This is a genomic window from Amycolatopsis sp. NPDC028719, assembly GCF_055565395.1.
The window spans coordinates 197,677-211,695 of the sequence record NZ_JBVHUL010000013.1; the positions used below are offsets into that span (position 1 = coordinate 197,677).

Annotated in this window: 14 protein-coding genes and 2 tRNA genes; 9 read left to right on the plus strand and 7 right to left on the minus strand. The window is 70.3% G+C overall.

From position 1 onward, the window contains the following. Positions 1-54: 54 nt before the first annotated feature. The gene (locus ACZ4TR_RS42690; RefSeq protein ID WP_465293965.1) at positions 55-825 is read left to right on the plus strand and encodes a fumarylacetoacetate hydrolase family protein; all 771 of its coding nucleotides are present in this window, start codon (positions 55-57) and stop codon (positions 823-825) included. Between the two features lie 82 nt (positions 826-907). On the opposite strand, the gene ACZ4TR_RS42695 is transcribed toward ACZ4TR_RS42690, so the two are convergent. After that, complete coding sequence (locus tag ACZ4TR_RS42695; protein WP_465293967.1) at positions 908-2,155, minus strand: FAD-dependent oxidoreductase; 1,248 nt, start codon at positions 2,153-2,155, stop codon at positions 908-910. A gap of 95 nt (positions 2,156-2,250) precedes the next feature. Here ACZ4TR_RS42695 and gltX point away from each other — a divergent pair, with 95 nt between their 5' ends. From gltX to ACZ4TR_RS42715, 4 genes are all read left to right on the plus strand, one after another. Continuing rightward, entirely contained in the window at positions 2,251-3,729 is a 1,479-nt protein-coding gene (gene gltX, locus ACZ4TR_RS42700; RefSeq protein WP_465293969.1) for a glutamate--tRNA ligase, read from the plus strand. Positions 3,730-3,931: 202 nt separating this feature from the next. Continuing rightward, complete coding sequence (locus ACZ4TR_RS42705; protein ID WP_465294136.1) at positions 3,932-4,666, plus strand: HAD family hydrolase; 735 nt, start codon at positions 3,932-3,934, stop codon at positions 4,664-4,666. Between the two features lie 59 nt (positions 4,667-4,725). Further along, a tRNA-Gln gene (locus tag ACZ4TR_RS42710) sits at positions 4,726-4,797 on the plus strand. A gap of 101 nt (positions 4,798-4,898) precedes the next feature. Next, positions 4,899-4,974, plus strand: a tRNA-Glu gene (locus ACZ4TR_RS42715). An 89-nt stretch (positions 4,975-5,063) separates the two neighbouring features. Here the strand turns inward: ACZ4TR_RS42715 and ACZ4TR_RS42720 are convergent. The 3 genes from ACZ4TR_RS42720 to ACZ4TR_RS42730 all read right to left on the minus strand — a co-directional run bounded on the left by ACZ4TR_RS42720 (position 5,064) and on the right by ACZ4TR_RS42730 (position 6,179). Beyond that, the gene (locus ACZ4TR_RS42720) at positions 5,064-5,258 is read right to left on the minus strand and encodes a hypothetical protein (RefSeq protein ID WP_465293971.1); all 195 of its coding nucleotides are present in this window, start codon (positions 5,256-5,258) and stop codon (positions 5,064-5,066) included. 2 nt (positions 5,259-5,260) lie between these two features. Further along, entirely contained in the window at positions 5,261-5,674 is a 414-nt protein-coding gene (locus ACZ4TR_RS42725) for a histone-like nucleoid-structuring protein Lsr2 (protein WP_465293972.1), read from the minus strand. Positions 5,675-5,891: 217 nt separating this feature from the next. Continuing rightward, complete coding sequence (locus ACZ4TR_RS42730) at positions 5,892-6,179, minus strand: hypothetical protein (protein WP_465293974.1); 288 nt, start codon at positions 6,177-6,179, stop codon at positions 5,892-5,894. Between the two features lie 519 nt (positions 6,180-6,698). On the opposite strand from ACZ4TR_RS42730, the gene ACZ4TR_RS42735 reads away from it, so the two are divergent. Further along, positions 6,699-7,352 carry an HU family DNA-binding protein gene (locus tag ACZ4TR_RS42735; RefSeq protein WP_465293976.1) on the plus strand — a complete coding sequence of 218 codons (654 nt, stop codon included), beginning with the start codon at positions 6,699-6,701 and terminating at the stop codon, positions 7,350-7,352. 284 nt (positions 7,353-7,636) lie between these two features. Beyond that, a complete protein-coding gene (locus ACZ4TR_RS42740) occupies positions 7,637-8,161 on the plus strand; it encodes an RICIN domain-containing protein (protein ID WP_465293978.1) in 525 nt (174 codons plus the stop codon). 294 nt (positions 8,162-8,455) lie between these two features. On the opposite strand, the gene ACZ4TR_RS42745 is transcribed toward ACZ4TR_RS42740, so the two are convergent. The 3 genes from ACZ4TR_RS42745 to ACZ4TR_RS42755 form a co-directional block, all read right to left on the minus strand. Next, positions 8,456-8,869, minus strand: coding sequence for a histone-like nucleoid-structuring protein Lsr2 (locus tag ACZ4TR_RS42745; protein ID WP_364525015.1), 414 nt, complete (start codon positions 8,867-8,869; stop codon positions 8,456-8,458). Positions 8,870-9,077: 208 nt separating this feature from the next. Next, positions 9,078-9,269: a hypothetical protein gene (locus ACZ4TR_RS42750; protein ID WP_364525013.1), complete on the minus strand. Its 192-nt coding sequence runs from the start codon at positions 9,267-9,269 to the stop codon at positions 9,078-9,080. A gap of 473 nt (positions 9,270-9,742) precedes the next feature. Next, positions 9,743-10,405 carry an HU family DNA-binding protein gene (locus tag ACZ4TR_RS42755; protein WP_465293980.1) on the minus strand — a complete coding sequence of 221 codons (663 nt, stop codon included), beginning with the start codon at positions 10,403-10,405 and terminating at the stop codon, positions 9,743-9,745. Positions 10,406-11,081: 676 nt separating this feature from the next. On the opposite strand from ACZ4TR_RS42755, the gene ACZ4TR_RS42760 reads away from it, so the two are divergent. Then, a complete protein-coding gene (locus tag ACZ4TR_RS42760; protein ID WP_465293982.1) occupies positions 11,082-12,824 on the plus strand; it encodes an ATP-binding protein in 1,743 nt (580 codons plus the stop codon). Positions 12,825-12,858: 34 nt separating this feature from the next. After that, positions 12,859-14,019 carry an exonuclease SbcCD subunit D gene (locus tag ACZ4TR_RS42765; RefSeq protein WP_465293984.1) on the plus strand — a complete coding sequence of 387 codons (1,161 nt, stop codon included), beginning with the start codon at positions 12,859-12,861 and terminating at the stop codon, positions 14,017-14,019.

Consider the following 14,019-nt stretch of genomic DNA (forward strand, 5'->3'; position numbering starts at 1 on the left):
TCCGCCACCCGGAACCCCCGAAAGCCGTCGGGTGGGCAGACGTAGACTGACGCCGTGCGCCTAGCCCGTATTGCTCATCCCGGTGGTGTCGCGTTCGCTTCGGTCGAAGGGGACGGCGACGACGCCCAGGTCCTGGAAATCGCCGAGCACCCGTTCGGCCAGCCCAACTTCACCGGCAAGCGGTGGCCGCTGGCCGACGTCCGGCTGCTCGCGCCGATCCTGCCGTCGAAGGTGATCGCCGTCGGCCGGAACTACGCCAAGCACGCGGCCGAGTTCGGCAACGAGGTGCCCAGCGCCCCGATGCTGTTCCTCAAGCCGTCGACCACGGTCGTCGGGCCGAACGCGCCGATCCGGCGTCCGTCCGGCATCGGCCGGGTCGACTTCGAGGGCGAGCTGGCCATCGTCATCGGCCAGCCGGTGAAGAACGTGCCCGCCGCCCGCGCCGCGAGCGCGATCCTCGGCTACACCGTGGCCAACGACGTCAGCGCGCGCGACCTCCAGAAGTCCGACGGCCAGTGGGGCCGCGCGAAGGGCTTCGACACGTTCTGCCCGCTCGGGCCGTGGATCGAGACGTCGCTCGACGCGTCCGACCTGGCGCTGCGGGCCGAGGTGGACGGTGAGCTCAAGCAGGACGGCCGCACGTCCGACCTCGTCCACAAGATCCCCGAGCTGGTCGAGTTCGTCTCCGGCGTCATGACGCTCCTGCCCGGCGACGTCATCCTGACCGGCACGCCCGAGGGTGTCGGCCCGATCGAGGGCGGCCAGAGCGTCTCGATCACCATCGAAGGCATCGGCACCCTGACCAACCCGGTCGAAAGCATCTAGCCGTTCCGACGGCCGAAGTCCGTGAATGTCGCATTGAGGGACTTCAAGTCCCTCAATGCGACATTCACGGCTTTCCGGGGACCTACCGCTGGACCGGCTCCATCGGGCGCCGGGCGTAGGCCGGGGCGTGTTCCGGGCGCAGGCCCAGGCCGAGCAGCCGGGCCGGGAGGTACGACAGCACCGGGAACCGGCTCCACAGCTTGATCATCGGCGCCGGCGGGCCGTTGCGCTTGCCCGCCATCACCGCGCGCATCACGCCGCGGTGCAGCAGCCGCTGCAGCCCCTGCACCAGCAGCGTCGGCGCGAGCCGCCGGGAGCGCACCTTCGCGAGATCCGCCTCCGTGGGACGGCCTCGGCGCAGCGGCTCGGCCAGCAGCGTCGCCGCCGCGACCGCGTCCTGCACCGCCAGGTTGATGCCGACCCCGCCGATCGGCGACATCGCGTGCGCCGCGTCGCCGATGCACAGCAGCCCGTCGACGTGCCACTTGCGCAGCAGGTTGAGCCGCACGTCGAGGAACTTGACGTCGTCCATCGTCTCGAGCTCGTGCACCCGGTCGGTGAACTCCGGGCAGATCTGCGTGACGTTGTCGCGGAACGCCTCGATGCCCTGCTTGCGCAGGTCGTCACCTTTCGGCCCGAGATAGGCGACCTGGAAGAAGTTGGGCCGGGGGAGCGGCACGGCGAAGCGGCGGTCCCGCATCTTCGGCAGGAGCATCGTGGCGACGTCTCCTTCCTTCCGCGAGAGGCGGAACCACCAGACGTCGAACGGGCAGTCGTATTCGCGCGGCACCAGGCCGGCTTCGCGGCGGGCCGGCGACCAGCGGCCGTCGGCGGCGATCACCAGGTCGGCACGGATTTCCCCGGTCTCCCCGGCGGTCGTGCGGTAGGTGACGCCGGCGACCCGCCCGTGTTCGCGGACCAGGCCGGTGCACTCGGTCTCCATCCGCTGGACGAACGTCGGCTCCTTGCGGGCGCTTTCGGCGAGCAGGTCGAGGAAGTCCCACTGCGGCACCATCGCGATGTACGGGTGGGCGACCTTCAGCCGGGTGAAGTCGGCAAGCTTCATCATCTCGCCGTTTTCCTGGGGGAACCCGGCCGCGGTCAGCTCGCTGTGCGGCAGCGCGTGGAACTTCTCGCCGAGACCCAGCTCGTCCAGCAGCGTGAGCGTCGACGGGTGGACGGTGTCGCCGCGGAAGTCCCGCAGGAAGTCGGCGTGCTTCTCCAGCACCGTCACCTCGACGCCGGCCCGGGCCAGCAGGAGCCCCGTGACCATTCCGGCCGGCCCGCCACCGATGACGACGCAGCTCGTGCGCTCGGTCATCTCCACCATCTCCCCATCTATTCATCGCCTGTTGAATAAGCCGAGGATGCACCCGCCCGGTCCCCGGCGTCAAGCGATGTGGCGGCGGATACGCTGATCGGGCTATGAGTGAGACATCGGTGGTTCGCGCGCGCTTCTGTCCTTCGCCGACCGGCACCCCGCACGTGGGGCTGATCCGCACGGCGCTGTTCAACTGGGCCTTCGCCCGGCACAACCAGGGGCAACTGGTGTTCCGGATCGAAGACACCGACACCGCCCGCGACTCGCAGGAGTCCTACGAGCAGCTGCTCGACGGGCTGCGCTGGCTCGGCATCGACTGGGACGAGGGTCCCGAGGCCGGCGGCGAGTACGGGCCGTACCGCCAGAGCGAGCGGCGCGCGATCTACGCCGACGTCGCCGCGAAGCTGCTCGAGGCGGGCGAGCTGTACGAGGCGTTCTCCACCAACGAGGAGGTCGAGGCGCGGCGCAAGGCCGCCGGCCTGGACCCCAAGCTCGGCTACGACAACTTCGACCGTGACCTCACCGACGAGCAGCGCGCCGCCTACCGCGCCGAGGGACGCGCGCCGGTGCTGCGGCTGCGCATGCCGGACACCGACCTCGGCTGGACCGACTTGGTGCGCGGAGACATCACCTTCCCGGCGAACACCATCCCGGACCCGGTGCTCGTGCGCGCCAACGGTGAGCCGCTGTACACGCTGACCAACCCGGTCGACGACGCGCTGATGAAGATCACGCACGTCCTGCGCGGCGAGGATCTGCTGCCGTCGACGCCCCGGCAGATCGCGCTCTACGCCGCGCTGGAGCGCGTCGGCGTCGCGGGGTTCACGCCGCAGTTCGGCCATTTGCCGTACGTCATGGGCGAGGGCAACAAGAAACTGTCCAAACGCGACCCTTCGTCGAACCTCTTCAACTACCGCGACCGCGGCTTCATCCGCGAGGGCCTGCTCAACTACCTGGCCCTGCTCGGCTGGTCGATCGCCGACGACCGCGACGTCTTCAGCGTCGAGGAAATGGTCGCCGCCTTCGACGTCACCAAGGTCAGCGCCAACCCGGCGCGGTTCGACCTCAAAAAGGCCGAAGCGATCAACGGCACCCACGTGCGGGCATTGCCCGCGGCCGAGTTCGTGAAGCGCGTCACGCCCTATCTCGTCACCGCGGGTGTCCTTCCGGAATCGCCGGGCGAGGACCAGCTGGCCCGGCTGAACGCGATCGCGCCGCTGGTTCAGGAACGCGTCACGGTGCTTTCGGACGCGGCCCCGATGGTGCGTTTCCTCTTCGTTGCGGAAGACGCGTTCGCGCCCGAGGAGGACGCCGCGGCGAAGAACCTCGGCGAATCCGCGCAGCCGGTGCTCGCCGCGGCGGTCGCCGCGCTCGAAGCGCTGCCGTCGTGGGAGACCGAGGCCATCGAGCAGGCGCTCAAGGACGCCCTTGTGGACGGTCTGGGTCTCAAGCCCCGCAAGGCTTTCGCGCCGGTCCGGGTCGCCGTGACCGGGCGGACGGTTTCCCCTCCGCTGTACGAATCGATGGAACTGCTCGGCCGTGATGTCTCGTTGGGACGTCTTCGCCGCGCATTGGTCGGATAACCGAGAGAAGACGGCTCGCCAACTGGGAGTAGAGCCGGTGCGCCGGAACGGGGGCGCGGCAATCACCTCTTTGGCAGCGTCGCGAACGCTGCGGTTGCCCTAGCCTCACTGGGTGGATTTCGCCCTGGCACCCCGGACCCCGTCGCGAACCGTCCCCGCCGAGGCGGCGTCCGAGCCCTGGGCGCCGCCGGAGCTGCGGCTGGTGTGCCTGGACATCGACGACACCCTGATCGACTGCACCGCCGCGATCCGCCGCAGCCTCCACATCCTGACCGGCCGGGGCGACCTGTGGCCGTTGTGGGACCTGATCACCGAAGAGCACGTCGCGCTCGTCGTCGCCGGCGAACTCGACTACGCGACGATGCACCAGCGGCGCACCGGCTGCTTCCTCGCGGAGCTCGGTATCCTCGCCGACGACGAGCAGGTGAGCTCGTTCGAACGGCGCCGAAGAGAGCTGCTCGACCACTCGTGGCAGCTGTTCGGCGACGTCCTCGACTGCCTGGAATGGCTGCGCGCCGCCGGCCTGATGCTGGCCGCCGTCACCAACGCGTCGGGTGGTCACCAGCGGAAGAAAATCGCCGACCTGGGGCTGGCGCCGTTCTTCGACCACGTCGCCATCGCCGGGGAACTCGGGGTGGCCAAACCCGATCCGGTGATGTTCCACACGGTCTGCCTCGGCCTGGGCTGCGCACCCGCCCAGGCCGTTCACGTCGGCGACAAACTGGACACGGACGCGATCGGCGCCCGCGACGCCGGCCTCGGCGCGGTCTGGCTCGACCGCGACGACATCGGCGAGCGCGTGCCCGAGGGCGTCCACCGGGTGGCGGGCCTGGCCGAGCTGCCTGAGCTGCTGGTTTCGGAGTACGCGACGATCGGTGTCCCCGCCCAGCGCGGAAGTGGCACCCCCGCGTTCACCGTCCGGAACGGCGTGCTCTAGTATTTCTCCTCGTGCGGTGCTGAACCGGCCGGGCCTGATCGGGTCGGTAGGTACCTCACTGGGGTATGGTGTAATTGGCAGCACGACTGGTTCTGGTCCAGTTAGTCTAGGTTCGAGTCCTGGTACCCCAGCTGCGGAGAGTAACCCCCCTGCAGAGCGAGAAATCGCCTCTGGTAAGTTCTCTCCAGCAAGAAAAACTGAAAAGCCCCTGGGAAACCAGGGAAGATCCTAAGCCCCCGTCGTCTAGCGGCCTAGGACGCCGGCCTCTCACGCCGGTAGCGTGGGTTCGAATCCCATCGGGGGTACCAGCAGTTACCACCCAAGCCCGTCTGACCCAGGTCAGGCGGGCTTTTTGGTGCGCTGAAAGACGAAGATCCCACTCGCGGCTCAAGGGGGTTCACTCGGGCGAGAAGCCCGGCAGGGACGCCTCGGGTGCCTCGGGGCCGGTGGGGACGATCGTGGTGCGGTTCAGGAGCTCGTCCGGCCGGGCGGGCGGAGAAGCAGCCGTCGGCGACGAAGGTGGGTTTCTTCGCCGCCGACGGGTCAACGGAACGACCGCGGTGATCTCTCCCCAGTGATCTGCCGTCAGCATGGCTACTTCTTGACGGCGGCGACCTTCTTGCGCGGGGCACGCTTGCGCGCGGCCGCTGCCGGCGCCGCGGCCTCGGCGGCCTGAGCGGATTCGAACGCGGCGATCACCTCGGACGACAGCCGGCCGCGCTCGGAGACCTCATAGCCGTTCGCGTTCGCCCAGGCGCGGATCTGCTGGTTGCGCTCGCGGTCGCTCGTGCTGGTCGTCGTCGACTGGCCGGTCGCGACGCGGACCTTGCGCCCACCGGTGCGGCGGCCGGCGGCGATGTAGCGGGCGAGTTCGTCGCGCAGGGCGGCGGCGTTTTCGTCGGAGAGGTCGATCTCGTACATGACGCCGTCGAGGGTGAACGGGACGGTGTGGGCGGCGGGCGTTCCGTCGATGTCGTCGAGCATCTCGACGAGGACCTTCTGGGCCATTCCTGCTCCTTGAAACGGTATATACCAGTAAACCGGTGGCGGTGACCGAGCGCACGAATGTGCCGCTCCTCCGCGGAGTATATCCATACCGGTCGGTTTGGGGAGATATCTCCTCGCCGGTATCGGAAACGGGAACCCGCCTCGGAGAATTGTCGGGTGCGCCGGTCGAACCGGTATTCACCACCAGCACGACGATCCGGCCGGTCGGCGGAACGTCCTATCCGGACGGTAGGGAGGACCTGCCGATCCGTTGGGAGACGCCCGCGCGCCGGGCACGTTGCCGCGTCGGCAGGACGAGGTCGCCGCCGATCACCAGGAGGGCGGCGCCCCGGTGGACGGCCGTCGAAGCCATCCCGTGCTCGCCGGGTTCGACGGCGCGGAACGTGCCGTCCGGGACCGGGTCGCCGTCCGAGCCGGTGCCCGCCTGACCGCCCGTGTCCCGACCGCCCGCGCCGGGCAGCGTCGCGCACCGGGCGGCGAGCTTCGGCGTGCCGGCGCCCGGCATCCCGACCGCCCCGGGTCAGGTCGGTGAAGTCCACTTGGGACGGCTTCCGGCCGGCGGTGCGGGAACGGCGTGGCTTCGTCGAGCGTGGCTCCTTGGCCGGCCGCGATCGTCCGCCGGACCGGTTGACGCCGCCGCGCCGGGCTGTTCACCGCCGCGATCGCCGCCGTCGCGGGCCTGACCGCGCTGCCGCGGTCTTCGTTCCCGCGAGGTTCTCCGTTGAGCCGCTTGGGTTTTTCGCGTCCTCATGGTCGAACAACTGAGCGACTGGAAAGCCCGTCCCGACCCTGTCCTATATGGACATGTCGCTCATTTTCCCGGCATGTGCGCAGGTCAGCGCCCGATCATTGACTGTCCGTGCCGAATGGGGAGGGTTGGGGCCGGCGACGTCGAGCCCGGACTTCTTCGGCGACACAACGAAGTTTCGGCCACCCCTGTTTGGATTTTCGGCCGTCCTGGTAATACTCTGTGTGACGTCGGCCGAGATGGGCCTGACTGTTGGTTCCACTATGGAGGACTGGAATGACGAACAAGGCCCAGCTGATCGAGGCGCTGTCGGAGCGCCTGGGCGACGACAAGAAGGTGGCTGCGCAGGCCGTCGACGGTCTGGTGGACATCATCATCCGGACGGTCAACAAGGGCGAAAAGGTCAACATCACCGGCTTCGGTGTGTTCGAGAAGCGGGCCCGTGCGGCGCGTACCGCTCGCAACCCGCGCACCGGTGAGGCCGTGAAGGTCAAGAAGACCAACGTGCCCGCGTTCCGCGCCGGCACCACCTTCAAGGACGTCATCTCCGGCTCCAAGAAGCTGCCCAAGGCCACCCCGGTCAAGCGCGCCACCGCGACCCGCGCGACCGCCACGAAGACCGCTGCCGCCGCCGCTCCGGCCAAGGCGACCGCGACCCGCACCACCACGCGGGCCGCCGCGGCCAAGCCGGCCACCACGACCCGGACCCGTGCCACCGCGGCGAAGCCGGCCGCGAAGGCCACCGCCACCAAGGCGGCCCCGAAGACCGCCGCGGCGAAGACCACCGCGGCCAAGGCCACCACCGCGAAGGCCACCACCACGCGGGCGAAGGCCGCCGCCAAGCCGGCCGCCACGAAGACCGCCGCGGCGAAGAAGCCCGCCGCCGCCAAGGCTCCGGCCAAGCGGACCTCGGCCGCCAAGAAGAAGTAGCAGTACTACGACCGGAAGGGCCCCGCACCGGCAGGTGCGGGGCCCTTCGGCGTTCCCGGGCCCGGGAACGCCGGCGCAGCTCGGGCGACGTCCTCACCGGGCCGCGAACGACTCGCCGCGAGCAGTCGCGCTCCGCGTGGCCACCTCCGGACTGTCCGCGCCTGGGCCGGATCCGGTGTCGACCGGTTGTCGAACGATTGTCGACGGGCGGCCGGAGGATGCCTCCGAGGCCGGCGGGCGGGGCCGCCGCCTCGATCTGGTGCCAACCGGAAAGAGGGAGAGACATGAGGATTCGCAGCAAGGTCATCGCGGCGATTTCGGCGGGCCTGCTGGCCGCCGGGATGAGCGTGGTGGGTGCGGGCGTCGCGCACGCCGCCGAGCCGCACCCGATCAGGAACGCCGGCAACGGCTTCTGCCTGCAGCCCGAGGGCGGGTCGCTCGAGCTGTTCGCGCCGATCGTGCAGGTGCCGTGCACCGGGAGTGCCGTGCAGCGCTGGTTCCCGCAGGGGTTCGGGGGAACCAACCGGTGGCAGTTCGCCAACGAGGCGAGCCACCTGTGCTTCGACGCCTTCGACGGCGCCTTCAACGGTGCGCGCCTCCTGCAGAACCAGTGCGCGGCGATCAGCAACGACCAGTGGAAGAGCAGCAGGGGGCTGCCCGACCTCGTGACGCTGATGTCGAGAGTGGGGTTCCGGGACACCGGTTTCTGCATCGACGTGCCGGGGAACCAGGCGATCCCGGGGCTGGCCATGCAGCTGTGGCAGTGCAACACGACTGACGCGCAGAAGTGGCTGGTCGGTTTCGCGTGAGCGGGAGCCGGGGGCATTGCCCGGTGGGGTTGGACACCGCGTCCGGGGTCGAGGTGCGGCTGTGGCCGTGTAACTCGAGCGATGCGCAGAAGTGGCTGGTCGGTTTCGCGTGAGCGGGAGCCGGGGGCGTCGCCCGGCGGGGTTCGACACGCACCCCGGTGATTCACGAACGGCGGGTCAGCGACCCGCGTGACCGGGCGGAAACGGTCTCCGTCGGCGGCGAGGACGAACCGTCCTCGCCGCCGGCGGGCCGGGCGCCTTGATCTCTCCCCAGTGATCTGCCGGCCACCGCCGTCACTTCCGGGCGGCGGCGACCTTCTTGCGCGGGGCGCGCTTGCGCGGCGCCGCCGCCGGGGCTTCGGTCTCGGCCACCTGGGCCTGCTCGAAGGCCGCGATCACCTCGGACGAAAGGCGCCCGCGCTCGGAGACCTCGTAGCCGTTCGCGTTCGCCCAGGCGCGGATCTGCTGGTTGCGCTCGCGGTCGGTCGTGCTCGTCGTGGTCGACTGGCCCGTCGCGACCCGCACCTTGCGGCCGCCGATGCGCCGGCCGGCCGCGATGTAGCGGGCGAGCTCGTCGCGCAGCGCGGAGGCGTTGTCGTCCGAAAGGTCGATTTCGTAGGTGACACCGTCGAGCCCGAACTGAACGGTCTGAGCGGCGGTGGAGCCGTCGATGTCGTCCAGGATCTCGACGAGGACTTTCTGGGCCACGGGAATGCTCCTCAAGCTGGATGTGCGTCCGGGGGAACGTGACGTGTGACAAGATGCACAATGGCCGACGTTCTTCGGTGGAGTGTATCCACCCGGGGATCGGTACGGCAATTTCCCCGGGGGCTTCCCGCGATTCCGGAGTCCTGATAGGACGCACCGCGCCGGTTCCACCGAGGCGGTCCGGCGCGGTGATCCCGCCTTTCCCGGCCTACGTTCCGGACGGCGTCGAGCCCTGCTCGCCCTGGTGGTACGGCGGGTCCGTCTCCAGCGCCTCGTCGGCCGCTCCTTCGGCGGGGTCCGCGAGGTCCGCCTTCGCGGCGGCCTCCTTGGCCTCCTCGATGTGCTGCCGTGAGCGGGCGAGCTCCGCGTCGGGGTCTTCCTGCTTCTCGTTCGCCGCCATCACCACTCCTCGCGGGTCTTCGGGCAATTCTCGAGTTCCGGCTACCCGTCGGGGCGGGAACGCAACCGTCACGGCCGGGTGTGTTTCCCCGGCGCCGCAATTCCGGAAACCCGAATCCCGGAGAGGGGCTGAGGGCGGCGCGGACGGCCGTGGCTGCCCGAGTACGTCCAGGCGCCGTCCGGGTGCGTGACGGCGTTCCTGGGCCCCGGCTCAGCCCACCCGGCCCGGTGGTCCGGTGACGCGGACCCGCGAGAGGCCGGGGACCGGTCCGGGATTGTCGGCGAGGCGGTCTCGTGAATTCTTCCGCTGGTCCGGCCGCGGTGTGGTGAAGGTGGCCGGGACCGGTTCCGCGTTCCCCGGCCGGGTAAGGCACTGCGGCGCGATCGCCGGTGAACGCTGTTCGCCCGCCGGCCCGGGAACGCCGAAGGGCCCCGCACCAGGCTGGTGCGGGGCCCTTCCGGGATGAACCCTGGTTACTTCTTCTTGGCAGCCGACGTGCGCTTGGCCGGAGCCTTGGCGGCGGCGGGCTTCTTCGCCGCGGCGGTCTTCGTGGCGGCCGGCTTGGCGGCGGCCTTCGCCCGCGTGGTGGTGGCCTTGGCCGCGGTGGCCTTGGCGGGAGCCTTGGCCGCGGTCTTCGGGGCCGCCTTGGCGGCGGTGGCCTTCGCGGCCGGCTTCGCCGCGGCGGCGCGGGTCCGCGTGGTCGTCGCGCGAGCGGTGGCCGGCTTGGCCGCGGCCGCACGGGTCGAGGTGGCCCGCGTGGTGGTGGCCTTGGCCGGGGCGGCCGCCTTGGCGGTCGTCGCACGGGTGGTCGTGCCGGCGGCGGTGGCGCGCTTGACCGGAGTCGCCTTCGGGAGCTTCTTGGAGCCGGAGATGACGTCCTTGAACGTCGTGCCGGCGCGGAAGGCGGGCACGTTGGTCTTCTTCACGCGCACGGCTTCGCCGGTGCGCGGGTTGCGGGCGGTGCGCGCGGCACGGGCTCGCTTCTCGAACACACCGAAGCCGGTGATGTTGACCTTTTCGCCCTTGTTGACCGTCCGGATGATGATGTCCACCAGACCGTCAACGGCCTGCGAAGCCACCTTCTTGTCGCCCAGACGCTCCGACAGCGCCTCGATCAGCTGGGCCTTGTTCGTCATTCCAGTCCTCCATAGTGGAACATCTAGTCACGGCCCATCTCGGCCGACACTGCACACGGTATTACCAATACCGCACAAAATCCAACCGAGGACCGAAATATTTCCTTGCGAGGGCGCTGGTTCCGCCGCCCGAAGAGCCTTCGTGAGACGTGCCCCGGAATGGGAACCGAACGTCGACCATGGCCCTGAGCAGGCAAAACCCTATAGCGGAGCCGTCCACAGTGGTCGTCCATATAGGACTGGAGGCCCTTCGGGAGCTTTTTTCCGCGACACGCCGGGAGAGGGGCCTCCGGCGTGTGTCCGGTGCCACTCCGGGCCCGATCCCGCGCGGCGGCGGCGGTTCCCGGGGCCGCCGGCGGGGCCGTCGCGGGGTGCGGCGAGGGGCCGGCGGAGCCACTTCGCCGTGGGGCCAACGCAGTAACGCCCGGCCCGCCCGGTGCGACCTCTCCGGGGTGCGGCGAGGTCCGTTGCGGCGCAACCGGTGGCGCCCGCGCCGGAAGTTACGGTGCGGCGAAAAAGATCTTCCCCGTAGGGTGAACTCACTCGTTCGGCCCAGCCGCGACCGCACGTGCCGTGTCCGGTACCCGGTGCCCGCAACGCCGTGTTGGGCGCGGGACTGTCGGTCCGGCGAGCTAGTCTGCCGCCGGAAGAAGCGCCGGGTGCGACAGGGAGAACCGTGGACCAGGACACACTCACGACCGTGGTCGGCCGGGTGGCCGGGACCGAGGACTCGACGCCGCTGCAGTTCCACGTGGCGATCGATCCCGAGGCCTATCTGCAGCTCGACGACGTCGTCGTCACCCGGCGGGAACTCCCCGGCCTGGGCGAAGTCACGTCCTTCGGCGTCGTGACGCAGGTGAGCGCGCGGCACGAAGGCGCCAGCTTCGGCAGCGACGTCTTCCTGATCTCCGACGGCGTCCTGCCCGCGCAGGTGCAGGAGATCGCCGAGATCGCGACCACCCGCGTCGAGCCCGAGTGCTACGTGCCGCCGCGGCCGGGGGCCGTCGTGCAGCGCGCCGTGGGGGAGGATCGCGCGCAGGCGCTGTACTTCGACAACATGACCCGCCAGGTGGCGGTCGGCCTGGGGCGGGACGGCGAACCCGTCTTCCTGAACATGGACTTCCTCGACGGCACCCGGGGCGCGCACGTCAGCATCAGCGGCGTCTCCGGCGTCGCGACGAAGACGTCGTTCGCGTTGTTCCTGCTGCACTCGATCTTCCGCGGCGGTGCCCTGCCGAACGCCCACAACGCCAAGGCCCTCGTGTTCTCGGTCAAGGGCGAGGACCTGCTGTTCCTCGACACCCCGAACGTCCACCTGGACGAGAAGCTGAAGGCCGAGTACGCCAAGCTCGGCCTGCCCGCGGAGCCCTTCGCGTCCGTGGGCTTCTACGCGCCGCCGACGCCGTCGGACACCACGGGGAAGCCTTACGTCACCGGGCGCACGACTGGTGTCGGGGCGTTCTGGTGGACCATCGCGGAGTTCTGCGCGAAGGACCTGCTGCCCTACGTCTTCGCCGACGCCGAGGACGAGCGCAACCAGTACACGATGGTCATCCACCAGGTCGCGAACCGGCTGCGCCTCGACAGCACCCCCGCGGGCAAGGACGGCGCCGCGAACGTCGACGGCGTGCTGTGCCGCACCTACGCCGAACTCGTCGACGTCATCTGCGAGCGCGTCACCGACGAGGAAACCCGCGCGAGCTGGGCGGGCGCGGTCACCGGGGCCGGCACGGTCAACGCGTTCATCCGCCGCCTGCGCTCCAGCCAGCGCGCGCTCAACGGCCTGATCCGCGGCGACCTCACCGATCACCCCGCGCGTCAGCTGTCGACGGAGAACCAGCAGGTGACCGTCGTGGACATCCACAACCTCGTCGAGCGCGCGCAGCGGTTCGTCGTCGGTGTCACGCTCGCCGCGGAGACCGCGCGCAAGGAAGCCGCCGGCCCGGGCGGGCTCCTGTTCACCATGCTGGACGAGCTGAACAAGTACGCGCCGCGCGAAGGCAGCAGCCCCATCAAGGAGGTGCTGCTGGACATCGCCGAGCGCGGGCGGTCCCTCGGCGTCATCCTGATCGGTGCGCAGCAGACCGCCAGCGAGGTCGAGCGCCGGATCGTCAGCAACAGCTCGGTGCGGATCGTCGGCCGCCTCGACGCCGCGGAGGCCTCGCGCCCCGAGTACGGGTTCCTCCCGGCCAGCCAGCGGGTCCGCGCGACGCTCGCCACGCCCGGCACGATGTTCGTGAGCCAGCCGGAGATCCCGGTGCCGATCGCCGTCGGCTTCCCGTTCCCGGCCTGGGCCACCCGGCTTTCCGAGGCCGGGAAGGTGCCGACGACCTCGGCGGCGGCCAAGAAGTCCGATCCCTTCGCGGGCTTGCCGACGGGCAGCGGTGACCCGTTCGGCGACGACCCGCCGCCGTTCTGAGCCGCTCCCGATCTTCGCAACGGAAGGACGCCGCGTGAAGTTCCTGCACACCTCCGACTGGCACGTCGGCAAGACGCTCAAGGGCCGCAACCGCCTGGACGAGCAGCGCACCGTGCTCGGCGAGATCGTCCGGATCGCGCGGGACGAGGCCTTCGACGCGATCCTCGTCGCGGGCGACCTCTACGAGACGTCGGCGCCGTCGGCCGCCGCGCAGGAGCTCGTGGTCCAGGCGCTGATGGCGTTGCGCGACACCGGCGCCGAGGTCATCGCGATCGCCGGGAACCACGACCACGCGGCGACGTTCGAGGCGTACCGGCCGCTCCTGCGGAAAGCGGGCATCCACCTCACCGGGAACCCGCGGCCGGTGGCGGACGGCGGGGTCGTGTCGTTCGACGCCCGCTCGACCGGCGAGCGCGTCAACGTCGCCGTGCTGCCCTTCCTTTCCCAGCGCTACGCGGTCCGCGCCGCCGAGCTGCTCGCCGGGACCCCGGCGGACAACGTCGGCGAGTACGACCAGCGCGTGCGCGACATCCTGGAGCACCTCAAGTCCGGGTTCACCGCCGGCGCGGTGAACCTCGTCATGGCGCACCTGACGGTGACCGGCGGGACGATGGGCGGCGGCGAGCGCGCGGCGCAGTCGATCTTCGAGTACCACGTGCCCGCGACGGCGTTCGGCGCCGACCCGCACTACGTCGCCCTCGGCCACCTGCACCGGCGCCAGTCCCTGCCCGCCGCCTGCCCGGTGCACTACAGCGGCTCGCCGTTCGCCGTGGACTTCGGTGAACAGGACAACAAGAGCGTGGTCCTGGCCGTGGAGGTCACGCCCACGACGCCGGCGAAGATCACCGAAATCCCGATGACGGCGGGACGGCGGCTGCGGACCGTGCACGGCACGGTGGCGGAACTCGTCGGCCGGGCCGGGGAGTTCGGCGAGGACTACCTTCGTGTCTACGTCCGCGAAGCGACCAGGGCCGGGCTGCGCGAAGAGATCCAGGAAGCCCTGCCCAACGCCCTGGAGATCCGCATCGACCCGGAGTTCGCCGCCCCGGTGACGACGGCGGGCGGCGACCGCGCGATCGCGGACCGTTCGCCGGGGGAGCTGTTCGCGTCCTACTGCGAGGAGCGCACCGTCGAGGACAAGCGCGTGCAGTCGCTCTTCGCGCGGCTGCACGACGAAGAGACGAGCGGGGTGTGA

Excerpts from the sequence above, each read along its gene's own strand:
- ACZ4TR_RS42720 (WP_465293971.1), bottom strand. The coding sequence starts at position 5,258 with ATGCTGACGGCAGATCACTGGGGAGAGATCACCGCGGTCGTTCCGTTG.
- ACZ4TR_RS42750 (WP_364525013.1), bottom strand. The coding sequence starts at position 9,269 with ATGGCGGCGAACGAGAAGCAGGAAGACCCCGACGCGGAGCTCGCCCGC.
- ACZ4TR_RS42730 (WP_465293974.1), bottom strand. The coding sequence starts at position 6,179 with ATGCCGGGCGCCGGCACGCCGAAGCTCGCCGCCCGGTGCGCGACGCTG.
- ACZ4TR_RS42735 (WP_465293976.1), top strand. The coding sequence starts at position 6,699 with ATGACGAACAAGGCCCAGCTGATCGAGGCGCTGTCGGAGCGCCTGGGC.
- gltX (WP_465293969.1), top strand. The coding sequence starts at position 2,251 with ATGAGTGAGACATCGGTGGTTCGCGCGCGCTTCTGTCCTTCGCCGACC.
- ACZ4TR_RS42755 (WP_465293980.1), bottom strand. The coding sequence starts at position 10,405 with ATGACGAACAAGGCCCAGCTGATCGAGGCGCTGTCGGAGCGTCTGGGC.
- ACZ4TR_RS42695 (WP_465293967.1), bottom strand. The coding sequence starts at position 2,155 with ATGGTGGAGATGACCGAGCGCACGAGCTGCGTCGTCATCGGTGGCGGG.
- ACZ4TR_RS42725 (WP_465293972.1), bottom strand. The coding sequence starts at position 5,674 with ATGGCCCAGAAGGTCCTCGTCGAGATGCTCGACGACATCGACGGAACG.
- ACZ4TR_RS42740 (WP_465293978.1), top strand. The coding sequence starts at position 7,637 with ATGAGGATTCGCAGCAAGGTCATCGCGGCGATTTCGGCGGGCCTGCTG.